This window comes from Pseudomonas sp. L13 (assembly GCF_009935965.1).
Classification (GTDB): domain Bacteria; phylum Pseudomonadota; class Gammaproteobacteria; order Pseudomonadales; family Pseudomonadaceae; genus Aquipseudomonas; species Aquipseudomonas lactis.
In genome coordinates this window covers 1-22,793 of sequence record NZ_QODJ01000025.1, presented here as the reverse complement: position 1 = coordinate 22,793, position 22,793 = coordinate 1, and the positions used below count along the sequence as shown (strand labels likewise).

Sequence of the window (22,793 nt, the reverse complement as noted above, 5' to 3'; positions counted from 1 at the left end):
CCCTTCTCAGCCAAGCGACGAGCGTTGAACCATGAAGGCATTTTCCATCGAACGGTACGGCAAACAGCCCGGCCGCCTCATTGAGGCCCCCGCGCCTATCGTGGGTGAGCACGACGTGCTGGTTCAGGTGCGGGCCAGCAGTGTCAATGTGCTGGATGCAAAGATCGCCAAGGGCGAATTCAAACTGATCCTACCGTATGCGTTACCGTTGACACTGGGCAATGATCTGGCCGGCGTGGTGCTCAGCGTCGGTGCTGCGGTACAACGCTTCAAGCCGGGGGACGAAGTCTACGCCCGCCCACCCCAGCAGCGTATCGGCACCTTCGCCGAGCGGATTGCCGTGCACGAAGACGCACTGGGGCGCAAACCCGACAACATCAGCATGGAGCAAGCCGCCTCCCTGCCCCTGGTCGCGCTGACGGCGTGGCAGGTGCTGGTGGACACCGCGAAGCTGCAGAAAGGCCAGAAGGTGTTCATTCATGCGGGCTCAGGCGGAGTGGGCAGTATCGCCATCCAGCTGGCCAAGCATTTGGGCGCCTTCGTTGCGACCACCACCAGCACCGCCAATGTGGAGTGGGTCAAGGCGTTAGGCGCGGATGTGGTGATCGACTACAAACAGCAAGCCTTCGAGGCCGTGCTGCGGGATTACGATGTGGTGCTGAACAGCCTTGGCGCGGATGCGCTGGCCAAGTCACTGAAGATTCTCAAGCCCGGCGGTCAGCTCATCTCCATCTCCGGGCCGCCGACGCCCGCCTTCGCCCGTACCCAGAAGCTGCCATGGGTATTAGGCCTGGTCATGGGCCTGTTGAGCAGCGGTATCCGCAGGAAAGCACGCAAGCAAGGCGTGAGCTATGACTTTGTGTTCATGCGTGCCAGCGGCGCCCAACTGGATGAAATCACCGCGCTGGTCGAGTCCGGGACTATCCGGCCGGTCATCGACCGTACCTTTCCTTTCGAATCCACCGCCGCGGCCCTGGACTATGTCGAACAAGGCCGCGCCAAAGGCAAGGTGGTGATCACGATGGCGACGGCACCGCCCGACGCACACCCAGCCGGCTGATCCACACCGCCCCCAGAATCACCAGACCGCCCAGGGCCAAACGGCCCAGCGGTTCGTGCTGGTTCCAGATCAGCAGGTTCAGCAGCAACCCCACCGGCACATGCAGGTTGTTCATCACCGCCAGGGTGCCGCCATTGACCAGGCAGGCGCCCTTGTTCCACCAGTACATGCCCAGCGCGGTGCTGACCAACCCGAGGAACACCAGCACACCCCATTGCAGCGGCGCTTGCGGCAGGAAGTCAGCTTTGCCGAACAGCAGGAACGCCGGCAATACCACCAACAACGCGCCCAGGTAGAAATAACCGAAACGCCGGAAGTGCGGCTGGTCACTGGGATAACGCGCCACCAGGTGCTTGTACATGACCTGCCCGGCGGCGTAGGTGAAGTTGGCCAATTGCAGCAGCAAGAACCCCATCAGGAAGTGCGGGGTGATCTGATCGAAACGAATCACCGCCGCACCACCCACCGCCACCAGGGCCGCCACCAGTGCCCAGGGATTGAAGCGGCGATTAAGTGCGTCCTCGATCAGCGTCACATGCAGCGGCGTGAGGATGGTGAACAGCAGCACTTCCGGCACCGTGAGCACGCGAAAGCTCAGGTACAGGCACACATAGGTCACACCAAACTGCAATGCACCGATCACCAACATGCCGCGCATGAACGCGGGCTCCACCGAGCGCCAGCGTGTCAGCGGAATAAAGATCAGCCCGGCCAGCACCACACGCACCAGCACGGCAAAGTAGCTGTCGACGTGACCGGCGAGGTATTCGCCGATCAAGCTGAAGGAAAATGCCTGAATCAGGGTGACAACCAGTAGATAGCCCATGCGCGCCTCGTTTCGAATGGGCGCGACATTAAAGCTTTTTGGGGTTTGAAGAAACTCGGCGCAAAAAAAACCCGACCTCGCTAAAGCGGCAGTCGGGCAGGAGCACTCAGGAGCAAAAAGTGCAAAGGGAGGTTCGATACGCGTACTTGAAGGGTTTGCGTGGGGCTATATAAGCAGCACGGGATTATCTGACGATTAACGCCTCAGGCCACCTGGGCCAGCAGTGCCTTGGCGTGATTGACGCCCTTCTCTTGGAAGTCACCGCCCAGGTTGACGCCTTCGGCGTGAATGAAGGTGACGTCATGAATGCCGATAAATGCCATGACCTGGCGCAGGTACGGCTCCTGATGATCCGAGGTGGCGCCGGTGTGGATACCACCGCGTGCGGTGAGCACGATAGCGCGCTTGCCGGTCAACAAGCCCTGAGGCCCAGTGGAGGTGTATTTGAAGGTCACACCGGCCCGCAACACGTGATCCAGCCAGGCTTTGAGGGTGCTGGGGATGGCGAAGTTGTACATCGGCGCGGCCATCACCAACACGTCGGCGGCCAGCAGTTCGTCAGTCAACTCGTTGGAGCGGTCCAGGGAAACCTGTTCGTCGTCGTTGCGCTGCTCCGCCGGTTTCATCCAGCCGCCCAGCAGGTTGGCATCCAGGTGGGGTACCGGATTGACCGCAACGTCGCGCACGGTGATGCGGTCTGCCGGATGGGTGGTTTGCCATTGGCTGATGAACTGTTGGGTGAGCTGGCGGGAAATGGAATCCTGCTGGCGCGCACTGCTTTCGATGATCAGAACATTGGACATGGCTTCGTAGGCTCCATCGGTAATTGCTGTAAGTCGATGGAGAGAAGGTTAACCAGGGACCATTCGATAAAAAAGCGCAAAAAACTGCTACAACCCATCTAGAAATTTGTTTATATGCGGAGTATTCCTGTGGGCATGCTCCGCTGTTGCTTTATTTTGGCGCGCAGTTCAGGGCAATACGCATCTTGATGATGGCGCGGTTGAACTTGACGGTAGTGTTGGTGCTTTTGCCGGCTGGCACGGTCACGGTGCGACGGCGTGGCGATTCCGGGCCGTTGGTGAAGGTGACCTTGCACACCGCGTCCTGGGTGCCGTAGTTGTTCAGCTCGATCGAACTGATGTCGCCGTCCACATCGGACGCTGTGTAATCAATGCTCACGCCGTCGATCTTTTTCGTCACGTCGATGGGGTAGGCAAACGCGCTCATCGGCAGCAGCGCCAGCAACACACAACACAATTTTCTCATTCGGCAGTCTCCAATAAGGACCGCCAGCTTAGGACAAGAGGAGCTCATCTTGAAAGCGCCCCGCGTTACCCTCGATCAATGGCGCACCTTGCAAGCCGTGGTCGACCACGGCGGCTTTGCCCAAGCCGCCGAAGCACTGCACCGTTCGCAATCTTCGGTGAGCTACACCGTGGCGCGCATGCAGGACCAACTTGGCGTCCCGCTGCTGCGCATCGACGGGCGCAAGGCGGTGCTGACCGAGGCCGGTGAGGTGCTGCTGCGCCGCTCTCGCCAACTGGTGAAAAACGCCAGCCAACTGGAAGACCTCGCCCACCATATGGAACAGGGCTGGGAAGCCGAAGTGCGCCTGGTGGTGGATGCCGCCTACCCCAGCGCACGCCTCGTTCGCGCGTTGACCGCCTTTATGCCGCAAAGCCGTGGCTGCCGGGTGCGCCTGCGCGAGGAAGTGCTGTCCGGCGTCGAAGAGTTGCTGCTCGATGGCATGGCGGACCTGGCCATTTGCGGGTTTATTATCCCGGGCTACCTGGGCACGGAAATGAGCGATGTGGAGTTCGTCGCCGTGGCCCACCCCGACCACTCGCTGCATCGCCTCAACCGTGAGCTGAGCTTTCATGACCTTGAAAGCCAGATGCAGGTGGTGATCCGTGACTCGGGCCGCCAACAACCTCGCGACGTCGGCTGGCTCGGCGCCGAACAGCGCTGGACCGTTGGCAGCCTCGCTACCGCCGCCACCTTCGTCGGCAGCGGCCTGGGCTTTGCCTGGCTGCCCCGGCACATGATCGAACGCGAACTCAAGGAAGGCGTGCTCAAGCAGCTTCCCCTGGAAAAAGGCGGCAGTCGCAACCCGACGTTTTACCTGTACTCCAACAAAGACAAGCCCCTGGGGCCCGCCACGCAGATCCTCGTGGAATTGCTGCGCACCTTTGACACCGCTCCCCTGGACGCGCCCTTTGCCGCTCCCCAACAAGCCTGAAACGGAGTTCACCCATGGCCTGGGGCGTGCAGGAACAACTGTCGAGAATTGCCTGTCCAACCCTGGTCATCAGCGCCGACCATGACTACACCCCCGTGGCGCAGAAAGAAAACTATGTAAAACTGCTGCCCGATGCGCGACTGGTGGTCATTGAAGATTCCCGCCATGCCACGCCCTTGGACCAACCCGAGGTTTTTAACGCGACCTTGCTCGATTTTCTAAAGACCGTCGAAACCACTACCAGGATCACTGACCCATGCTGAAAAAAATCGCCTTCTTTGCCGGTTCCGCCTTGTTCGCTGCCAACCTGATGGCGGCTGAGCCGGCCAAGGCGCCACATGTTTTGCTCGACACCACCAACGGCCAGATTGAAATCGAACTGGACCCGGTCAAGGCGCCGATCAGCACCAAGAACTTCCTGGCCTATGTCGACAAGGGCTTCTACACCAACACGATCTTTCACCGCGTGATCCCGGGCTTCATGGTTCAGGGCGGCGGGTTCACCCAGCAAATGTCGCAAAAGCCGACCGAAGCCCCGATCAAGAACGAAGCCAGCAATGGCCTGCATAACGTGCGTGGCACCTTGTCCATGGCTCGCACCAATGACCCGAACTCGGCCACCAGCCAATTCTTCATCAACGTGGCAGACAATGCCTTCCTCGACCCGGGCCGCGATGCCGGTTATGCCGTGTTCGCCAAAGTGGTCAAGGGCATGGACGTGGTCGACATCATCGTCAACTCCCAGACCACCACCAAGCAAGGCATGCAGAACGTGCCAATCGATCCTGTGTTGATCAAGTCGGCCAAGCGCATCGACTGAGGTCTGCAGGCAGCTTTGCGCGGTGCCCGTACGGCACCGTGCACCTTTGAAAGGAGAGCCCGCCCGGCGGGCGTCAAACCTAATGCTCTATCGTCGTTTTGAACAGCTGATCGATATTTTCCGCGACGCCCCCAGCGCGGCCCCTCCCGAAAAAGTCCTGCCCTTCTATCTCTATTACCTGCGCCAGGTGTGGCCGTGCTTCGCCGCGCTCTTGGTAGTGGGGCTGGTCGGCGCCCTGATCGAAGTGGCGTTGTTCAGCTATTTGAGCCGCATCATCGACCTGGCCCAGGGCACGCCGCCGGCGAACTTTTTCCAGATCCACAGCGCCGAGCTGATCTGGATGGCCGTGGTCGCACTGTTGTTGCGCCCGCTCTTCAATGGCCTGCATGACTTGCTGGTGCACCAGACCATCAACCCTGGGATGACCAGCCTGATCCGCTGGCAGAACCACAGCTACGTGCTCAAGCAGAGCCTGAATTTCTTTCAGAACGATTTCGCCGGGCGCATCGCCCAGCGGATCATGCAAACCGGCAACTCCTTGCGTGACTCGGCGGTGGCGACCGCGGAGGCTATCTGGCACGTGTCGATCTACGCCATCAGTGCCCTGGTGTTGTTTGCCGAGGCCGACTGGCGGCTGATGATCCCGCTGATCACCTGGATCGTTTGCTACAGCCTGGCCCTGCGTTACTTCGTACCTCGCGTGAAAGAACGCTCGGTGGTCTCCTCGGAGGCGCGCTCCAAGTTGATGGGCCGTATTGTCGACGGCTATACCAACATCACCACCTTGAAGCTGTTCGCCCATACACAGAACGAACAGGAATACGCCAAGCAAGCGATCATCGAGCAGACCGAAAAAACCCAACTGGCTGCCCGTGTGCTCACCAGCATGGACACCGTGATCTGCATTTTGAACGGCTTGCTGATCGTCACCACCACTGGCCTGGCCCTGTGGCTGTGGACACAGTCGCTGATTTCCGTGGGCGCGATTGCCCTGGCTACCGGCCTGGTGATCCGCATCGTCAACATGTCCGGCTGGATCATGTGGGTGGTCAACGGCATCTTCGAAAACATCGGCATCGTGCAGGACGGCCTGAAGACCATCGCCCAGCCACTGGCCGTGGTCGATCGTGAAAACGCGCCGCGCCTGACGGTGCCCCACGGCCAGGTGCGCTTTGAGCAGGTGGACTTCCACTACGGCAAAAAGAGCGGAATCATTGGCGGCCTGAACCTTGAGATCAAGGCCGGGGAAAAGATCGGTTTGATCGGCCCATCCGGCGCGGGCAAGTCGACGCTGGTCAACCTGCTGCTGCGCCTTTACGACCTGCAGGGCGGGCGCATCCTCATCGACGGCCAGGACATCGCCGAAGTCGCCCAAGAGAGCCTGCGCGCACAAATCGGCATGATCACCCAAGACACCTCGTTGCTGCACCGCTCGATCCGCGACAACCTGCTGTATGGCAAGCCCGACGCGACTGACGAGGAACTCTGGGCGGCGGTGCATAAGGCCCGCGCCGATGAGTTCATCCCACTGCTGTCGGATTCCGAGGGCCGCACCGGGCTGGATGCCCATGTGGGTGAGCGCGGGGTGAAACTCTCCGGCGGGCAACGCCAGCGTATCGCTATCGCCCGCGTACTGCTCAAGGACGCGCCGATCCTGATCATGGACGAAGCCACCTCTGCGCTGGACTCGGAAGTGGAAGCGGCAATCCAGGAGAGCCTGGAAACCCTGATGCAGGGCAAGACGGTGATTGCGATTGCGCACCGGTTGTCGACCATCGCACGAATGGACCGCCTGGTGGTGCTGGAAAAAGGCCAGATCGCCGAAAGCGGCAGCCATTCCGAGTTGCTGGCATACGGCGGGCTTTATTCGCGGTTATGGCAGCATCAAACCGGAGGGTTTGTCGGTATAGACTGATTTTGTTGGGTAAAGCCCCGCTCAATTCCGAACAATTCTGACAGCTTTCTCTATCTGGCTGGTCTTGCGGCACAATCCTGCTGTACTGCAATCAGGCCCCAGGAGGGCCCTGATTTAAGGCGGCAGGGAAGCCACACAGACCGTTAATCAGATAGAGCAATCTAAGGAAGTGTTCATGTCACTGTTCAAACGTTCCGTAACGGAAGGACTGGGTACGTTTTGGCTGGTGTTGGGCGGCTGCGGGAGTGCGGTGTTGGCCGCAGCGTTTCCCAACGTGGGCATCGGCCTGCTCGGCGTGTCCCTGGCCTTCGGGCTCACGGTGCTGACCATGGCGTTTGCCATCGGGCATATCAGCGGCTGCCACCTTAACCCGGCCGTCTCGGTGGGGTTGGTGGTCAGCGGCAGATTCCCGGCCAAGGAATTGCCGGCCTATGTAGTGTCGCAAGTGATCGGTGGCGCCATCGCCGCGGCACTGCTGTACTTCATCGCCAGTGGCAAACCTGGGTTCGAACTGGCCTCCGGGCTGGCAAGCAATGGTTACGGCGAGCATTCACCCGGTGGTTATTCCATGGCGGCAGGCTTTGTCTGTGAGCTGGTGATGACGGCGATGTTCGTGCTGATCATCCTTGGCGCCACCGACCGTCGAGCCCCGGCAGGCTTCGCGCCCATCGCCATTGGCCTGGGGCTGACGCTGATCCACCTGATCTCGATCCCGGTCACCAACACCTCGGTCAACCCGGCCCGCAGCACAGGGCCTGCGTTGATTGTCGGCGGCTGGGCGCTGCAGCAGTTGTGGCTGTTCTGGCTCGCGCCGATCCTCGGCGCGGTGATTGGCGGCATCACCTACCGATGGTTGGGTGCAGAAAAACCCGCTTGATCAAACCCCTGTAGGAGCGAGCTTGCTCGCGAAAAACGCCAACGATGACGCAGCGCTTACAGCTGTAAACCCGCGTCGTCTGTACGTTCTTCGCGAGCAAGCTCGCTCCTACAGTGTGTTTTACGCCTTGACCTCTATTGAATGCGCTTCAACCCTGGTGGGCTTGCATGTACTGACGCAACAATTGGTTAATGCGTGTCTGGTATCCGGTGCCTTGACCTTTGAACCACTCCAGAACATCGGCATCCAGTCGAATGGTCACCGCCTGCTTCACCGGAACACGTAACTCGGCGCGTCGAAAAAATTCGGCGTCCAGCTCAGGAATATCGCTGGTGTCGATTTCTTTATCATTCATGTTGGCCAGGCGCTCCCAATCAGTTTTCGATGTTTGCGTCATAGTATTTGGCCTCCTTCTTGGTTGCTTTTCGCGCAGAGATGATACGGATCACATCACCACACCGCTCGGTATATACGACCACACCCATTAACAATTTGATCCAGCCAATACTGATCCAACGCTCTTCGCCATAATCTGCCCGATCATCGCGCAAGGCCAGCATTGGATGCCGAAAAATATCTGGGACGTCGTTAAAGTCGATGCCGTGCTTAGAAATATTGGCTTTGTTCTTAGATTCATCCCACTCAAAATGCATGGCATGCCCTGTATGTACGATTGTACATACAGATTAGCGGTTTTATTGTTAGTCAGCAGGGTTGCCAGACCGATGGTTCAGACCTGCCGATAAGGCAGGGCCGCCCTCGCCTCTTCGGCATACGCCAGAACCCCCACCCGTTCGCGCTCAAGAAAATCCTCCACGGCGTTCTTCAAGCCCGGGTGACGCAGGTAGTGCCATGACCGCGTAATCACCGGCTCAAACCCGCGAATCAATTTGTGCTCCCCCTGGGCACCGGCATCGAAGCGTTGCAGGCCGTGGGCGATGGCGTAGTCCATGCCCTGGTAGAAACAGGTTTCGAAATGCAGGCGGTCGAATTCCCCCAGGCAGCCCCAGTAGCGGCCATAGAAGCTGTCGCCACCAAGCAGGCTGAAGGCCATGGCCACAGGGCGCGTGCCTTGTTTGGCCAAGACTACGCGGATGGCTGCGGGCATGCGCTCAGCCAGCAGGCTGAAAAACGCGCGGGTCAGGTAGGGCGATTGCCGGCGCACCGCGTAGGTGTTGGCGTAGCAGGCGTAGACAAAATCCCACTGGGCTTCGCTCAGCTCATGGCCTTGCAACCACTCGAACTCGATACCCTGCCCCGCCACTTGTTCGCGCTCTTTGCGCATCTGTTTACGCTTGCGTGAACTCAGGGCGTCGAGGAAATCCTGGAAGTCGCGGTAGCCTCGGTTCTGCCAATGAAACTGACAACCCAGGCGTTGCAACCAGCCGGGGTGTTGGGCCATGGCTTCATCGGAGAGGGCATCGGTAAAGTTGATATGGGCGCTCGACAGGCCTTCGATCTCCAGATACCCAGGCAGGCTATTGAGCAATTCGAACGCATCTGCGGCACTGGCAGCCAACACGCGCGGCCCACCGACCGGGCTGAACGGCACGGCCGTCAGCAACTTGGGGTAGTAGTCGATGCCGGCGCGCTCGCAGGCGTCGGCCCAGCCGTGATCGAACACGTACTCGCCATAAGAATGCCATTTGCGATAACCCGGCAATGCCGCCATCAGCCGGTCGCCTTCCCAGTGCAGCAAGTGCTCCGTCTGCCAGCCCGAATGCGGGCCGACACTGGCGCTGTCTTCCAGCGCACTGAGAAACCCATGCTGCATGAACGGCTGGGCCTGTGGCATCAGGGCATCCCACGTGTGCGCAGCGATATCGGACAGGCTGTCCAGGCGTTGCAGCGGCATCGGCATCCTCATTGTTTCTTGGCATGAAAACCTGGCGAGTATCGCTGATCACAGCCGCGCGCACATCCTCAAAACACGCGGACAGGCCTCAAAACCCTTAGTTCCGTAGCGTAACGATTTGTCATCTAGATGAAATCACTTAGCCACTACTCCGTCATAAACGGTCGCGATACTGACGCCAGTTTTTAGAGCGTCCGGGTCTACCGGGCGACATTTTTCCGTCCGTCATGGGTCGGTTGTGTCCTGGAGGGTGTTGCCCTCCCTCCTCACTTTCGGAGATTGATATGCGTCTTGCTTCCACTAAAACTGCGGCGGTCCTGTGTGGCGGCCTGTTGCTGGCACTGAGCGTTCCTGCCAGCGCTGCAGTCGACGCTAAATTGCTCGACATGCTCAAGGCCAACGGCCAGATCACCGCAGCGCAGTACACCGAACTGCAAATGGAACTGGCCAGGGATCAGAAAGAACAACAGATCGCCCGCCAGGCTCAACAAGAGACCAACGAGCAGATTGCGGCCACTGCGAAAAAAACCAACGAGCTGAGCAGCTTCGACCAGAAATTGGCTTGGGCAGCCAAGACCCAGTTCAAGGGTGATGTGCGCTTCCGTCAGGAAACCATCAAGATCGACGGCGAGCCCAACAACGGTGGCCGTGACAAGGACCGTCAACGTATCCGTGCGCGCCTGGGCGCCTACACCGAAATCAACCCGCAAGTGGACACCGGTATCCGTATCGCTACAGGCGGCGGCGACGATGCGCGTTCCACCAACCAGGACCAGGACGGCTACTTCGATAAAAAGTCGATCTGGCTGGACCTCGGCTACATCGACTACCACCCGGACCAGATCAAGAACCTGCACGTGATCGGCGGCAAGATGCTGCAGCCGTGGGTGAACATGGGCGACGTGATCTGGGATAGCGACATCAACCCTGAAGGCCTGGCCGTCACCTACAAATACCCATTGGGTAGCAGCGCTGAGCTGTTCGGCAGCCTGGGTAACTACAACCTCAAGGACAACGTGGACGGGGACGGCGTGCAATTTCGCCATGACCTGCGCCTGACGTCTGGCCAGTTGGGTACGCGTTTCTCGGTCACCGACAACCTGAAAATGACCTTGGGCGGCAGCATCTACGCCTACAAGAATGACGAAGACAGCCGTTGCACAACCACCACCACGCCTTGCGCACTGGCAGTCAACGGCAACTCGGCCAACAACGAATTCCGCTTGTACGAAGGCTTTGCACAAGCAGACATCGGTGGCCTGGCTGTGCCGCTGTCGTTCTACGGCCAGTACGTGAAAAACAACGATGCGGTGACCGACCAGGACACCGCCTGGTTGCTGGGTGCCAAGTCCAAGGTGTTCGGTTTGAACCTGGACTACAACTACCGCGACGTTCAACGTAATGCCGTCGTAGGCGCCTTCACCGATTCGGACTTCGCCAACGGCACCACCGGCTCGCGCGGTCACAAGATGAAAGTCAGCTACGACATCGACAAGAACTTCGCCATCGGCGCCACCTACTTCCTGACCAAGGCTGACTTTGCCAGCCGGACCCAGCGGGATGCCGACACCAACACCTTGCAGTTGGATGCTGAAGCCAAGTTCTAATGCTTAACAGGTAGGAGCGAGCTTGCTCGCGAAGAACGTCAACGATAACGCGGGTATCCTGGATAATCGCGTTGCCTGTGGGTTCTTCGCGAGCAAGAACTAGGCGTCCCCCTCGCTCCTACATGATGTCTTTACGCCGCTCGACCGCCAGTTGTTCAGCCAGCGTATCAACACCCTCCACCGGCTCCTGCGGCATACGCTTGAGCGTCGCCTGCATCAGGCGCATCTGACGGATAAAGCGCCGGCAGTTCGGGCAAAACATCAAGTGATGACGCACCATAAGACGCTCCCGAAAGGTCAATTGCCCATCGAGATAGTCACTGGAACGCGCTACTTGCTCTTTACAGGTCAACATTCGCCCGTTTCCTCAAAATGCTCCACCGTGGCGAAGACTTTAAGCCGTGCTCGATGCAACAGCACACGGACGTTGGAGAGTGAAAGGGTGAGAAGATTACAGATCTCTTCCAGCTCCAAACCCTGGCGTTCACGCAACACCAGCACACTGCTTTGCAATTCGGACAAACTCAGAATCGTATGCTCCAGGCATTGGCGCAATTCATCTTCGGTCAGCAGCGCTTCCGGGGTGTCCTGGTGCCAGGCATACGGGGCGACCGCCCAATGGCCATCATCCGGGCTGAAGCGGTCATCACCGATAGTGCCGTGGGGTGAGGGCAGATCGTCGAGCAGAACTTCCCGACGATTTTGTTTGTAACGATTCTTTGCGGAGTTGGCAGTAATGGTTAATAACCACGTCTTGAGGCTGGATCGCCCTTCGAACTTGGCCAGGTTGCGCACCACCGAGAGCCAGGCATCTTGCACCACCTCATCGGCATGGCGCTGGCCGACGATGGCATAGGCCACTGCCCGCATTGCACTCTGGTAGGTGTTGACCAATTCCTTATAAGCCCGCTGCTCACCCTTGAGCAGGCGTTCAAGCAGGTGCGCGTCGTCCGCTGCTGCCATTCAAACCTCGATTTAAAAGTGCACACCCAACCCTGTGTGAGCTGGCTTGCCTGCGATGCAGACACCTCGGTATATCAGGCACACCACTGTGATGCCATCGCAGGCAAGCCAGCTCCCACACACTCAGCGTTTGCGCAGGATCACACTGCCAATCGAATACCCGGCGCCAAAGGAGCTGAGTACGGCAACCGCGCCCTTGGGCAGGTCATCCTGATAAGTGTGGAACGCAATCACCGAGCCGGCCGAGCTGGTATTGGCGTAAGTATCGAGGATCACTGGCGCTTCTTCCACCGACGCGTCGCGCCCCAGCAGTTTCTTCACGATCAGGTGGTTCATGCTCAGGTTGGCCTGGTGCAGCCAGAAGCGTTTCACATCGGTGACACTCAGCTGGTTTTCTGCCAAGTGTTCGCCGATCAATTCGGCCACCATCGGGCAGACATCACGGAATACCTTGCGGCCTTCCTGCACGAACAGCTTGTCGGGGGCGCCGATGCCCTCTTCCGCCGTGCGGTTGAGGAAGCCGAAGTTGTTGCGGATATTGTTGGAAAACTTGGTCAGCAGCTTGGTGCTCACCACGTCGAACTGATGTTCGGACGTCGCCAGGTCAGCACGCTCCAGGATCACCGCCGTGGCGGCATCGCCGAAGATGAAGTGGCTGTCACGGTCACGAAAGTTCAGGTGGCCGGTGCAGACTTCCGGGTTGACCATCAGGATCGCCCGGGCCTGGCCCAACTGGATGCTGTTGGCCGCGTTCTGGATGCCGAAGGTGGCCGAGGAACACGCCACGTTCATGTCGAAACCGAAGCCCTGGATACCCAAGGCTTCCTGGACTTCGATGGCGATCGCCGGGTAGGCGCGTTGCAGGTTGGAGCAGGCGACGATCACGCCGTCGATGTCGGCGGCGGTCTTGCCGGCGCGCTGCAAGGCTTGTTCGGCGGCACCGATGGCCATCTGGCAAAGCACCGACCATTCGTCGTTGCTGCGCTCGGGCAGGCGCGGTGCCATGCGCTGCGGATCGAGGATGCCGTCCTTGTCCATCACAAAACGGCTCTTGATGCCGGATGCCTTTTCGATGAATGCCGCGCTCGACTCAGTCAGCGCCTGCACATCGCCACGTTCGATAGCAGCGGCGTTGTCGGCGTTGAACTGTTGTACGTAGGCATTGAAAGACTGCACCAGCTCTTCGTTGGAAATGCTGTTGGCCGGGGTGTACAGGCCAGTGCCGCTGATGACGACGTTATGCACGGTCGTTCCTCTAAATCTGTCAGGCAGAAGATATTGGTACCGTCGTACCAAACTTAAAGTGGTTTGATGTCATCCAGCGGGCATCAAACTGGCAATGCTTTTATTCACTCTTGTAACCGCGAAGTTTGCCACAACACTGGGGATTTGGCGCTATAGGCCAAACAAACATCCCATTGTGGGACGGGGCTTGCCCTAATGCCTGTAGGAGCGAGCTTGCTCGCGAAAAACTCACAGGCGCCGCGTTTATTCAGGAAACACGCGTTATCGTTGACGTTTTTCGCGAGCAAGCTCGCTCCTACAGGTGGGCCAGGGGTTCAGGGCTCCACCTGGCTCCATTGCTTGCTCAGGCGCTTATCGGAAATCGGTACCTTGGTGCCCAACTGCTGGGCAAACAGCGACACCCGGTATTCCTCCAGCCACCAGCGGTACAGCTCCAACTGCGGGTCGCGCTTGCCTTCCTGGGTATGTTTGTTCAGGCGGTTCTGGTACTGCGCCCACAAACCGCCCAATTCGCTGCTCCACACCCGGTCCTTTTGCACCTGGCTCGGCAGTTTTTCCAGGCGTAGCTCAATGGCCTTGAGGAAACGCGGCAGTTCCTTGAACCACTGGGCCGGGGTTTCCCGCACAAAACCTGGGTACACCAGGTTGCTCAGTTGCTGCTTGATATCGTTCAAGGCCACGGCCTGGGCCAGGTCGATCTTGCCCTTGAAACGTTTTTGCAGGCCGTGCCAGAGCTTCAGCACTTCCAGGGTCAGGCGTGCCAGGCGTTCGGCGTGCTCAGTCCAAGTGCCGCGCTTGCGTTCAGCCAAGGCTGCCAGGCCAGCGCCGTCCCGTGGCAGGCTATCTTCGCCTTCAAGTACACAGGTATCGAGGCTGGCCAGCAGGATGTCTTCCACCAGCGCGTCGATACGCCCCAGTTCACGGTACATCAAGCCCAGTTCGGTCAAGCCCGGCAATTTTCCGCGCAGGAATTTCGCCGGCTCCGCCAATTGCTGCATCAGCAGGCGCTGCAAGGCGCGACGGTGCTGGAACTCGGCTTCGGCAGCGGTCGAGAAACGCCCCTCCTTGACCGTGCCGTTCTCTTCCACCAGGGCCGGGTACACCGTCATCGACAGGCCGGCGATGTTCTGCTGGGTTTTTTCCGCCACCGCCGCAAACACCTTGGCCTCTACCGGCTGCTGGCTCTTTGCGGTTTGCGGCACGGCCAAGGCAGCCTGGCTGGCTTCGGCGAACCGTGCGGTGAGCTCGGCCAGGTCACGGCCTTCGCCGAGGAACTTGCCCTGGCCGTCGACCACTTCCAGGTTCATCTTCAGGTGGTTTTCCACCTGCTGCGCCGCCTCCGCCCACGCCTCATCGCTGACTCGCGCACCGGTCATGCGCAGCAATTCACGCCCCAGCGCCTGGGGCAACGAGCCCTGGCCAAATTCGATGCGTTGCAGCGCGGCCTTGACGAAGTCCGGCACCGGCACGAAGTTTTTGCGCAACGCCTTGGGCAAGTTGCGCACCAGGGCGATGCATTTGGCTTCGATCAACCCCGGCACCAGCCACTCCAGGCGCTCGGCTGGCAACGCCGGCAACAACGGCGCCGGCACCCGCAGGGTCACGCCATCGCGAGGGTGGTTGGGTTCGAAGTGGTAACTCAAGGCCAGGGCCAGGTCGCCCAGGTGCAAGGTGTCCGGGTAATGCGCAGCGGTGACTTCACTGGCCTCGCGGGCCAATACATCTTCTTCGCGCATGATCAGCAGTTGCGGGTCTTTCTGGCTGTTGACCTTGTACCAACTGTCGAAAGTGGCGGTCTGGTGAATCTCTGCGGGCAGGCGCGCATCGTAGAAGGCGTACAGGGTTTCTTCGTCGGCCAGGATGTCGCGACGGCGGGCCTTGGCTTCCAGTTCGTCGAGTTGCTCCAGCAGTTTCTGGTTGGCCGTCAGGCACTTGGCCCGGGACTGAATCTCGCCGCGCACCAGGCCTTCACGGATAAACAACTCACGGGACACCACCGGGTCAATCGGCCCGTAATGCACCGGCCGGCGCCCGACCACGATCAGTCCGAACAGGGTGATCTGCTCAAACGCCACCACCTGGCCGCGCTTCTTCTCCCAATGGGGTTCGAAGTGGTTTTTCTTGATCAAGTGCCCGGCCAGCGGCTCGATCCAGTCCGCGTCGATTTTCGCCACCATGCGTGCATAGAGCTTGGTGGTTTCCACCAGTTCGGCGGTCATCAGCCATTGCGGGCGCTTCTTGCCGATGCCCGAAGACGGGTGAATCCAGAAGCGACGCTGGCGCGCTCCGAGGTAATCGCCGTCTTCGGTCTTCTGGCCGATCTGGCTGAGCAGGCCGGACAACACGGCTTTATGCAGCTTCGGATAGTCGGCGGGCTCTTTGTTGAGGCTCAGCTGCATGTCGCGGCAGATCAGGCTCAATTGACGATGGGAGTCGCGCCACTCGCGCAGGCGCAAGTAGTTGAGGAAGTTCTTGCGGCACCAGTTGCGCAACGGGCTGGCGGTCAGTTCCTGGCGCTGCTCCTCGAAACCGCGCCACAGGTTGACCAACCCGGCGAAGTCCGAATCCGGGTCTTTCCACTGTGCGTGGGCCTGGTCGGCCGCTTGTTGACGCTCTGGTGGGCGCTCGCGCGGGTCCTGGATCGACATGGCGCTGGCGACGATCAACACTTCCTGCAAACTGCCGAGCTTGGCCGCTTCCAGCAACATGCGACCCATGCGCGGGTCCACCGGCAAGCGGGCGAGCTGGCGGCCCAGCGGCGTGAGCTGGCTGTTGCGGTCCACCGCCGAGAGTTCTTGCAGCAGGTTGAAACCGTCGCTGATGGCCTTGCCATCCGGCGGTTCGATAAACGGGAAATCAGTAATTTCACCCAGGCGCAGGTGCAACATCTGCAGGATCACGGCCGCAAGGTTGGTACGCAGGATCTCCGGGTCGGTGAATTCCGGGCGGCCGATAAAATCTTCTTCGCTGTACAGGCGTACGCAAATGCCCGGCTCAACCCGGCCGCAACGGCCTTTACGCTGGTTGGCGCTGGCCTGGGAAATAGCCTCGATGGGCAAACGCTGCACCTTGGCGCGGTAGCTGTAGCGGCTGATGCGCGCCGTGCCGCTGTCGATCACGTAGCGAATGCCCGGCACGGTCAGCGAGGTTTCCGCGACGTTGGTCGCCAGTACCACCCGGCGGCCCGGGTGGGACTGGAAAATGCGCTGCTGCTCGGCCGGCGACAGCCGTGCGTACAACGGCAAAATTTCTGTGTGCTTGAGCTGGGCCTTGCGCAGCATGTCGGCGGCGTCACGAATCTCGCGCTCGCCGGGCAAAAACACCAGCACGTCGCCAGGGCTGCGGCGTTCGCTGCGCTCATAGGCGGCGATTTCATCGAGGGTAGCGAGGATCGCCTGGTCGACAGTCAGGTCGTCCTCGACGCGGTTGCCCTCCTCATCCTGTTCCAGGGTAAGCGGGCGATACCAGGTGTCCACCGGGAAGGTACGGCCCGACACCTCGACAATCGGCGCATCGTCAAAATGCTTGGAAAAGCGCTCCAGGTCGATGGTGGCCGAGGTGATGATGACTTTCAGGTCGGGGCGACGCGGCAGCAAGGTCTTGAGGTAGCCGAGCAGGAAGTCGATGTTCAGGCTGCGTTCGTGGGCTTCGTCGACGATGATCGTGTCGTAGCGTTCCAGGTAACGGTCGTTCTGGGTTTCGGCCAGCAGGATGCCGTCGGTCATCAGCTTGATCAGGGTGTTGGCATCGCTCTGGTCTTCAAAGCGCACTTGATAGCCGACCAACGCGCCCAGGGGCGTGGCCAGTTCTTCAGCGACGCGGCTGGCGACACTGCGCGCCGCGATCCGACGTGGCTGGGTGTGGCCGATCAGGCCGAACTGGCCGCGGCCGATTTCCAGGCAGATTTTCGGCAACTGCGTGGTTTTACCCGAGCCGGTCTCACCGGCGATGATCAGCACCTGGTGCTTGTTCAGCGCGTCTTTGATCTCATCGCGCTTGGCGGCAATCGGCAGGCTGTCGTCATAGCGAATCACCGGCAGGCTGGCACGCCGCGCCGTGACCTGCGCGCAAGATGCTTGCATGCGCGCCACCCACTGCGCCAGCTTGTCCTCGTCGGGCTTCTTGCGCAGCTCTAGCAACTGGCGCCGCAAGCGGTGGCGGTCGGCGAGCATGGCGTGATCGAGGGTTTTGAGCAGTTGGTCGAGGGTGAGTGCTTGGTCTGTCATCAGGTGCGTTTGGGTCGTCTATTTATGCAGGGGGCCGATTGTCGCAGAAAAGCAGCTGCGAGCGGCAAGCTTCAAGCGGCAAGCAAGAGCAGATTCGCTTTCACTTGCCGCTTGCAGCTTATGGCTGCTCTTTCCTCTTATAAGGGAATACGTCGATCACCTTGCCGGCACGAATCGCGTCCTGCAGGCCCTTCCAGTAGTCAGCGTTGTACAACTCGCCATGCAGCTCATCGAACAACCGGCGTTGCCCGGCGTCGGCAAACAGGAACGGCGGGAACTCTTCAGGGAACACGTCCAGCGGGCCGATGGAGTACCAGGGCTCGGAGGCCATTTCATCCTCGGGGGTGCGCGGCGCGGGGATATGGCGGAAGTTGGCTTCGGTGAGAAAGCAGATTTCGTCGTAGTCGTAGAACACCACGCGGCCGTGGCGGGTGACGCCGAAGTTTTTCAGCAGCATGTCGCCGGGGAAGATATTCGCCGCCGCCAGTTGCTTGATCGCCAGGCCGTAATCCTCCAATGCTTCGCGCACCTGGGCGGGGTTGGCGTTGTCGAGGTAGAGGTTGAGCGGGGTCATGCGTCGCTCGGTCCAGCAGTGGCGGATAAGCACCGTGTCACCCTCCACTTCGACAGTGCCGGCGGCGACTTCCAGCAACTCGGCCAGGCACTCGGGCTCGAACTTGCTCAAGGGGAAGCGGAAGTCGGCGAACTCCTGGGTGTCGGCCATGCGCCCTACCCGGTCGACGCTTTTCACCAGGCGGTACTTTTCGATCACCGTGGCGCGGTTGACGTTTTTCGACGGCGAAAAGCGGTCCTTGATGATCTTGAACACCGTATTGAAACCCGGCAGCGTGAACACGCTCATGACCATGCCGCGCACGCCGGGGGCCATGATGAACTGGTCATCGGTGGTGGCCAGGTGGTTGATCAGCGCGCGGTAGAACTCGGATTTGCCGTGCTTGTAGAAACCGATGGAGGTGTACAGCTCGGCAATGTGCTTGCCCGGCAGGATGCGTTTGAGAAAGCCGATGAACTCGGCGGGCACCGGTACATCGACCATGAAGTAGGAACGGGTGAACGAGAAGATGATCGACACGTCGGCTTCGTCGGTGATCAACGCATCGATCTGGATGCCACGCCCTTCGCGGTGCAGCAGCGGGATCACCAGCGGCCATTGTTCGTCGCGAGTGTAGATACGCCCCACGAGGTAGGCGCCTTTGTTACGGTAGAGCACCGAGGAAAACAACTCGACCTTGAGGTCTGGGTCCTTGCACACCCAATCCGGCAGGTTTTCCCGCAACTGGGCTTCGAGACGGCGCAAGTCAGCGGGCAGGTCGGCGTAGGGCTCGCTGAAGCTGTAGTCAGAGAACACCTGCGCGAGCATGTCCGCTATTTTACCGGCCGGCGTGTAGATGCGGGTTTGCGCCGCCCGCGCCCGACGCAGGCTTGGCCGGGTGGTGTGGATGAACATGCAGCCGTCGCTGATCAGGTCATGGCTGAACAGGCCGCAGAAAATCGAGTTGTACCAGGTCTCGGACAGCTCATCGTCAAAGCGCAGGTCGATCAAGCCGATATAGGCACTTTTTACCAGGGGCCACTGGCCGATGTCCTGCAATCCCTCAGGGTCAAAACTGGCGCGCAGGCGGGTCGTCACCTCAGCGACTTTCTCCTCATAGAGGTTGATGCGCGCCGCCGACGCGGCCTGCCCTTGCTGCCACTGGGCCTTCTCGAAACGCTCACGGGCGCCATCGGTGATCTGGCGGAAGTGCTCACGGTAATCGTCGAAACCGTCGAGGATCATCCGGGCGATAGCGAGGGCGGACTGCGACATGCGGGGAACCTCGAACGGGCATCTGGAAGCCCAGAGCTTAGCCAGTGAACCGAGGCAGGAGAAGAATGATTTTGCACGGCGGTGAACTGACTGCAATTAGCCATTGTGCCGACCTGCCCGCTGGGCAACACTTCTGCGCCCGATTGGCGTAGGAGTTTTCCGTGAGACCTGTTGACACCCTGTATCTGCTGGGGCTGGCCGCCATTTGGGGCGCGAGTTTCCTGTTCATGCGCATGATCGCGCCGGAAATCGGCACGGTGCCTACCGCGTTTTTCCGCGTGTCGATTGCCGCCGCGGGTTTATTGGTGATCCTGGCGATGATGCGCGTGAGCTGGGATTTCCAGGGCAAGTTCAAGACGGTCCTGTTGCTGGGGGTGATCAACTCGGGGATTCCCGCGACCATGTACTCGGTGGCGGCGCAGGTACTGCCGGCGGGCTATTCGGCGATTTTCAACGCCACCACACCGTTGATGGGTGTGTTGATTGGTGGGCTGTTCTTCAGTGAGCGCCTGACGCCGTCGAAAATCGCGGGGGTGGCCCTGGGGCTGTTTGGCGTGGCCGTCCTGACCCGCGCGGGGCCGGTGGCATTTGATGCGTCATTGTTGATGGGTGCGCTGGCATGCCTGCTGGCGACCACCTGCTATGGCTTTGCCGGTTTCCTGGCGCGGCGTTGGCTGGACCAGCGCGGCGGGTTGGACAGCCGTCTCTCGGCCTTGGGCAGCATGTTGGGGGCGACGTTGTTTCTGTTGCCTTTCTTTGCCTACAGCGCCATCAGCCATCCACCGGCGAGCTGGGGCGGCTGGCAGGTGTGGTCGTCGCTGCTGGGGTTGGGGCTGGTGTGTACGGCGTTTGCCTACATCCTGTATTTCCGCCTGCTGTCATCCATTGGCCCGGTCAAGTCGATGACAGTGACCTTCATGATTCCGCCGTTCGGCGTGTTGTGGGGGGCGTTGCTGTTGGATGAGCCGCTGTCCATGGCTCATCTGTATGGCGGAGTGTTGATCGCTGGAGCGTTGTGGTTAGTGCTGCGCCCGACCAAATGACAACCTCACTACTGTAGGAGCGAGCTTGCTCGCGAAAAACCCGAGAGCACCCTGTTCATTCAGGATGCCCTCGTTATCGTTGACGTTCTTCGCGAGCAAGCTCGCTCCTACAGGGGGGGTGGGTTTTAGTGCTTACGGAACACGAAGACCAAGCCGACGATGATTAACGCCATTCCCAGCACGCTCAGCAGGGCCAGGCGATTGCCGAAGATCAGGTAGTCCATCACCGCCGTCACCGCTGGCACCAGATAAAACAAACTGGTGACATTCACCAGGTTGCCCCGGGCAATCAGGCGGTACAGCAACAGCGTCGCCAGCACGGACACCACCAGCCCCATCCACAGTACCGGCAGGTAAAAGCGTGCACTGTGTTCAAAGTGGAACGGCTGGAACGGCACGAACACCGCGCACAATAGCAACCCAGCCAGGTATTGCAGTGGCAGCGTGCCCAAGGGGTTGTCGGTGATGCGCTTTTGCATGATCGAGCCAAACGTCATGCTTGCCAGCGCCAGCAGCCCGAACAGCATCCCCGCCAGGGACATGCCCGCCAGCCCGATGCCCTGATACACCACCATGATCAAGCCCGCCAACCCCAACCCCAACCCCAGGCCGAACAGCCGGCGCCAGGAGCGTTGGCGCTCCACCAATACCACGGTAAGGATCGGCTGCACGCCCATGATAGTCGCCATCACCCCAGGGGTGACGTTGAGGTTCAGGGCCAGCAGATAGAAAATCTGGTAGGCCCCCAGCAATACCAGGCCCGTCGCGGCCGCATACAGCAGGGGTTTGCCGGGACGTGGCAGCTTCAACTTAAGGAGCGGCACCAGCACCACCAACCCCATCAGGGCGATGGCAAACCGGATCAACAGAAAGGCAAAGGGCGAAGCATGGGCAAGACCCAACTTGGAGAAGATCGCCCCGCTGCTCCACAGCAAGACAAACACGCTCGTCGAGGCCGCCGCGGCCACGGATTGTTTTGAAAGCACAGACATGGTTACCACCTGTTATCAGGCAAAAAAGCCGACTCAGTAAAAAACTGAATTTCAGTAGGTTTTTTCAGGCAGGCACGGGGCAACAGCAAATTGCTGATCAGCCCGAAATGCCAACACCCGGCGGTGATACGACTGCGTACACCGGCGTGCTACTGACAGGTGGGGGGTAGTGACTGATCTGCGCAGGCTGCTTGCCACGGCACGGCACGACCACAGCGTTGACCGCTGAATCGACTACCGCTATGCGCTGGGAAGCTGGCATGTGCTGATCTTTTTTGAAGGGATTAAGACGCGACGACTATAACCAGCCGCAAACATACTTTGCAATCCTTTCCCCTCACCCTGTGGGTGGAGGAGTTTTCATGCCGTCCAGGCAGACCGCTCGCTATAATGCTGCCCAGTTTTTTTCAAGGATTTCACATGATTGCTTTGCCCTGGCTGTACCTCACCCTACTTTCCATTGGCTATGTCGTGGCCTTGATCTACGGCCAACTGGGCGTACTGGCGGCGGTCTCCATCGCACTGCTGCTGGTGGCCGGGTACGCCGTGCGCCAGCAACGCAACCCTTGGGCGCGCTACCTGGGCCACGGATTGTTTATTGTCCTGGCCCTGGGCCTGGCGATGCACTGGTTGCCGGGGTTCTATAACGGTCGCGGTATTGCGCCCCAGCGTTTCACTCCGGACTCAGTGCCCTTCTCGATGTACCTGAACCAGGACAAACCCCTGATCGGCTTCTGGCTGTTGCTGGCCTGCCCGTGGATTGTGGCGCGGCGCTCATTGCGCCTGTCGATCTGCGTCACGGCCGTGGCCCTGACCCTGGCCGCCATCGCCGCCCTGGGTGGCGCAGCGCTGTTAGGGATGATCAGTTGGGCGCCGAAATGGCCGGACGAAGCGTGGCTGTGGGTGTTGAATAACCTGCTACTGGTGACGCTGGTCGAAGAAGCGCTGTTTCGCGGGTATATCCAGGGCGGCCTGAGCCGACGCTTCAAACACCTGCCCTATGGCGAGAACCTCGCCTTGCTGCTGGCCTCGCTGTTATTCGGTCTGGTGCATTTTGCTGCGGGTTGGCAATGGATGCTGCTGGCGAGTATTGCCGGCGTGGGTTACGGCCTGGCGTATCGGTTCGGCGGGCTCGGCGCGGCGATTGCCACGCACTTTGGCTTGAATCTGCTGCACTTCGGCCTGTTCACCTACCCGATGCTCGCCGGCTAAACCTACCTTACTGTAATTGGATGGACTCGCCCAAGCCGAGGCGTCTATGCGCCACGGTGGCATTCTTATAGAAGCCAACGAC

General features: G+C 60.0%; 20 protein-coding genes and 1 pseudogene. 9 read left to right on the top strand and 12 right to left on the bottom strand.

Annotated elements, in window-relative coordinates; translation table 11 throughout:
• Positions 1 to 31: 31 nt before the first annotated feature.
• The gene (locus DK871_RS14340; protein ID WP_161905491.1) at positions 32 to 1,060 is read left to right on the top strand and encodes an NADP-dependent oxidoreductase; all 1,029 of its coding nucleotides are present in this window, start codon (positions 32 to 34) and stop codon (positions 1,058 to 1,060) included.
• Here the strand turns inward: DK871_RS14340 and DK871_RS14335 are convergent.
• From DK871_RS14335 to DK871_RS14325, 3 genes are all read right to left on the bottom strand, one after another.
• Positions 1,017 to 1,886, bottom strand: coding sequence for a carboxylate/amino acid/amine transporter (locus tag DK871_RS14335; protein WP_034136149.1), 870 nt, complete (start codon positions 1,884 to 1,886; stop codon positions 1,017 to 1,019). The genes DK871_RS14340 and DK871_RS14335 overlap by 44 nt on opposite strands.
• A 203-nt stretch (positions 1,887 to 2,089) precedes the next feature.
• Positions 2,090 to 2,689: an FMN-dependent NADH-azoreductase gene (locus DK871_RS14330; RefSeq protein WP_161905490.1), complete on the bottom strand. Its 600-nt coding sequence runs from the start codon at positions 2,687 to 2,689 to the stop codon at positions 2,090 to 2,092.
• A gap of 151 nt (positions 2,690 to 2,840) precedes the next feature.
• On the bottom strand, positions 2,841 to 3,155 hold the full coding sequence (locus tag DK871_RS14325) for a 3-phosphoglycerate kinase (RefSeq protein ID WP_161905489.1): 315 nt from the start codon (positions 3,153 to 3,155) through the stop codon (positions 2,841 to 2,843).
• Positions 3,156 to 3,204: 49 nt separating this feature from the next.
• Between DK871_RS14325 and DK871_RS14320 the strand changes: the two genes are divergently transcribed.
• The 5 genes and pseudogenes from DK871_RS14320 (at position 3,205) to aqpZ (ending at position 7,740) form a co-directional block, all read left to right on the top strand.
• Positions 3,205 to 4,128 (top strand): LysR family transcriptional regulator, encoded by a 924-nt coding sequence (locus DK871_RS14320; protein ID WP_003193120.1) that lies wholly within the window; start codon positions 3,205 to 3,207, stop codon positions 4,126 to 4,128.
• 14 nt (positions 4,129 to 4,142) lie between these two features.
• Positions 4,143 to 4,391 (top strand): annotated as a pseudogene (locus DK871_RS14315) (alpha/beta fold hydrolase); the annotation flags it as partial.
• Complete coding sequence (locus DK871_RS14310) at positions 4,385 to 4,948, top strand: peptidylprolyl isomerase (RefSeq protein ID WP_120248437.1); 564 nt, start codon at positions 4,385 to 4,387, stop codon at positions 4,946 to 4,948. The pseudogene DK871_RS14315 and the gene DK871_RS14310, both read left to right, overlap by 7 nt.
• 82 nt (positions 4,949 to 5,030) lie before the next feature.
• On the top strand, positions 5,031 to 6,863 hold the full coding sequence (locus DK871_RS14305; RefSeq protein ID WP_003193125.1) for an ABC transporter ATP-binding protein: 1,833 nt from the start codon (positions 5,031 to 5,033) through the stop codon (positions 6,861 to 6,863).
• Between the two features lie 175 nt (positions 6,864 to 7,038).
• Complete coding sequence (aqpZ, locus tag DK871_RS14300; protein ID WP_161905488.1) at positions 7,039 to 7,740, top strand: aquaporin Z; 702 nt, start codon at positions 7,039 to 7,041, stop codon at positions 7,738 to 7,740.
• A 148-nt stretch (positions 7,741 to 7,888) separates the two neighbouring features.
• On the opposite strand, the gene DK871_RS14295 is transcribed toward aqpZ, so the two are convergent.
• The 3 genes from DK871_RS14295 to DK871_RS14285 all read right to left on the bottom strand — a co-directional run bounded on the left by DK871_RS14295 (position 7,889) and on the right by DK871_RS14285 (position 9,595).
• Positions 7,889 to 8,137 carry a BrnA antitoxin family protein gene (locus tag DK871_RS14295; protein WP_032895852.1) on the bottom strand — a complete coding sequence of 83 codons (249 nt, stop codon included), beginning with the start codon at positions 8,135 to 8,137 and terminating at the stop codon, positions 7,889 to 7,891.
• Complete coding sequence (locus DK871_RS14290) at positions 8,115 to 8,393, bottom strand: BrnT family toxin (protein WP_003193132.1); 279 nt, start codon at positions 8,391 to 8,393, stop codon at positions 8,115 to 8,117. The genes DK871_RS14295 and DK871_RS14290 overlap by 23 nt, the downstream gene beginning before the upstream one ends.
• 77 nt (positions 8,394 to 8,470) lie before the next feature.
• Positions 8,471 to 9,595 carry a GNAT family N-acetyltransferase gene (locus DK871_RS14285; RefSeq protein ID WP_161905487.1) on the bottom strand — a complete coding sequence of 375 codons (1,125 nt, stop codon included), beginning with the start codon at positions 9,593 to 9,595 and terminating at the stop codon, positions 8,471 to 8,473.
• A 284-nt stretch (positions 9,596 to 9,879) separates the two neighbouring features.
• Here DK871_RS14285 and DK871_RS14280 point away from each other — a divergent pair, with 284 nt between their 5' ends.
• Positions 9,880 to 11,202: a putative porin gene (locus tag DK871_RS14280; protein ID WP_003193136.1), complete on the top strand. Its 1,323-nt coding sequence runs from the start codon at positions 9,880 to 9,882 to the stop codon at positions 11,200 to 11,202.
• Between the two features lie 118 nt (positions 11,203 to 11,320).
• Here the strand turns inward: DK871_RS14280 and DK871_RS14275 are convergent, their stop codons facing one another.
• The 5 genes from DK871_RS14275 to aceK form a co-directional block, all read right to left on the bottom strand.
• Positions 11,321 to 11,557: an anti-sigma factor gene (locus DK871_RS14275; protein ID WP_161905486.1), complete on the bottom strand. Its 237-nt coding sequence runs from the start codon at positions 11,555 to 11,557 to the stop codon at positions 11,321 to 11,323.
• On the bottom strand, positions 11,551 to 12,165 hold the full coding sequence (locus DK871_RS14270; protein WP_161905485.1) for an RNA polymerase sigma factor: 615 nt from the start codon (positions 12,163 to 12,165) through the stop codon (positions 11,551 to 11,553). The genes DK871_RS14275 and DK871_RS14270 overlap by 7 nt, the downstream gene beginning before the upstream one ends.
• A gap of 123 nt (positions 12,166 to 12,288) precedes the next feature.
• Positions 12,289 to 13,410, bottom strand: coding sequence for a beta-ketoacyl-ACP synthase III (locus DK871_RS14265; protein WP_003193141.1), 1,122 nt, complete (start codon positions 13,408 to 13,410; stop codon positions 12,289 to 12,291).
• Between the two features lie 314 nt (positions 13,411 to 13,724).
• Positions 13,725 to 17,636 carry an ATP-dependent RNA helicase HrpA gene (hrpA, locus tag DK871_RS14260; RefSeq protein ID WP_161905484.1) on the bottom strand — a complete coding sequence of 1,304 codons (3,912 nt, stop codon included), beginning with the start codon at positions 17,634 to 17,636 and terminating at the stop codon, positions 13,725 to 13,727.
• Positions 17,637 to 17,754: 118 nt separating this feature from the next.
• Positions 17,755 to 19,464 (bottom strand): bifunctional isocitrate dehydrogenase kinase/phosphatase, encoded by a 1,710-nt coding sequence (aceK, locus tag DK871_RS14255; protein WP_161905483.1) that lies wholly within the window; start codon positions 19,462 to 19,464, stop codon positions 17,755 to 17,757.
• Positions 19,465 to 19,625: 161 nt separating this feature from the next.
• Here aceK and DK871_RS14250 point away from each other — a divergent pair, with 161 nt between their 5' ends.
• Positions 19,626 to 20,507 (top strand): DMT family transporter, encoded by an 882-nt coding sequence (locus tag DK871_RS14250; RefSeq protein ID WP_161905482.1) that lies wholly within the window; start codon positions 19,626 to 19,628, stop codon positions 20,505 to 20,507.
• Positions 20,508 to 20,632: 125 nt separating this feature from the next.
• Here DK871_RS14250 and DK871_RS14245 read toward each other — a convergent pair whose 3' ends face one another.
• On the bottom strand, positions 20,633 to 21,499 hold the full coding sequence (locus tag DK871_RS14245; protein ID WP_161905481.1) for a DMT family transporter: 867 nt from the start codon (positions 21,497 to 21,499) through the stop codon (positions 20,633 to 20,635).
• A gap of 420 nt (positions 21,500 to 21,919) precedes the next feature.
• On the opposite strand from DK871_RS14245, the gene DK871_RS14240 reads away from it, so the two are divergent.
• A complete protein-coding gene (locus DK871_RS14240) occupies positions 21,920 to 22,711 on the top strand; it encodes a CPBP family intramembrane glutamic endopeptidase (protein WP_003193151.1) in 792 nt (263 codons plus the stop codon).
• Positions 22,712 to 22,793 lie beyond the last annotated feature (82 nt).

Coding starts and splice junctions, on each gene's coding strand:
- DK871_RS14340 (WP_161905491.1), top strand. CDS start 32: ATGAAGGCATTTTCCATCGAACGGTACGGCAAACAGCCCGGCCGCCTC.
- DK871_RS14335 (WP_034136149.1), bottom strand. CDS start 1,886: ATGGGCTATCTACTGGTTGTCACCCTGATTCAGGCATTTTCCTTCAGC.
- DK871_RS14330 (WP_161905490.1), bottom strand. CDS start 2,689: ATGTCCAATGTTCTGATCATCGAAAGCAGTGCGCGCCAGCAGGATTCC.
- DK871_RS14325 (WP_161905489.1), bottom strand. CDS start 3,155: ATGAGAAAATTGTGTTGTGTGTTGCTGGCGCTGCTGCCGATGAGCGCG.
- DK871_RS14310 (WP_120248437.1), top strand. CDS start 4,385: ATGCTGAAAAAAATCGCCTTCTTTGCCGGTTCCGCCTTGTTCGCTGCC.
- DK871_RS14305 (WP_003193125.1), top strand. CDS start 5,031: ATGCTCTATCGTCGTTTTGAACAGCTGATCGATATTTTCCGCGACGCC.
- aqpZ (WP_161905488.1), top strand. CDS start 7,039: ATGTCACTGTTCAAACGTTCCGTAACGGAAGGACTGGGTACGTTTTGG.
- DK871_RS14295 (WP_032895852.1), bottom strand. CDS start 8,137: ATGACGCAAACATCGAAAACTGATTGGGAGCGCCTGGCCAACATGAAT.
- DK871_RS14290 (WP_003193132.1), bottom strand. CDS start 8,393: ATGCATTTTGAGTGGGATGAATCTAAGAACAAAGCCAATATTTCTAAG.
- DK871_RS14285 (WP_161905487.1), bottom strand. CDS start 9,595: ATGCCGCTGCAACGCCTGGACAGCCTGTCCGATATCGCTGCGCACACG.
- DK871_RS14280 (WP_003193136.1), top strand. CDS start 9,880: ATGCGTCTTGCTTCCACTAAAACTGCGGCGGTCCTGTGTGGCGGCCTG.
- DK871_RS14275 (WP_161905486.1), bottom strand. CDS start 11,557: ATGTTGACCTGTAAAGAGCAAGTAGCGCGTTCCAGTGACTATCTCGAT.
- DK871_RS14270 (WP_161905485.1), bottom strand. CDS start 12,165: ATGGCAGCAGCGGACGACGCGCACCTGCTTGAACGCCTGCTCAAGGGT.
- hrpA (WP_161905484.1), bottom strand. CDS start 17,636: ATGACAGACCAAGCACTCACCCTCGACCAACTGCTCAAAACCCTCGAT.
- aceK (WP_161905483.1), bottom strand. CDS start 19,464: ATGTCGCAGTCCGCCCTCGCTATCGCCCGGATGATCCTCGACGGTTTC.
- DK871_RS14245 (WP_161905481.1), bottom strand. CDS start 21,499: ATGTCTGTGCTTTCAAAACAATCCGTGGCCGCGGCGGCCTCGACGAGC.
- DK871_RS14240 (WP_003193151.1), top strand. CDS start 21,920: ATGATTGCTTTGCCCTGGCTGTACCTCACCCTACTTTCCATTGGCTAT.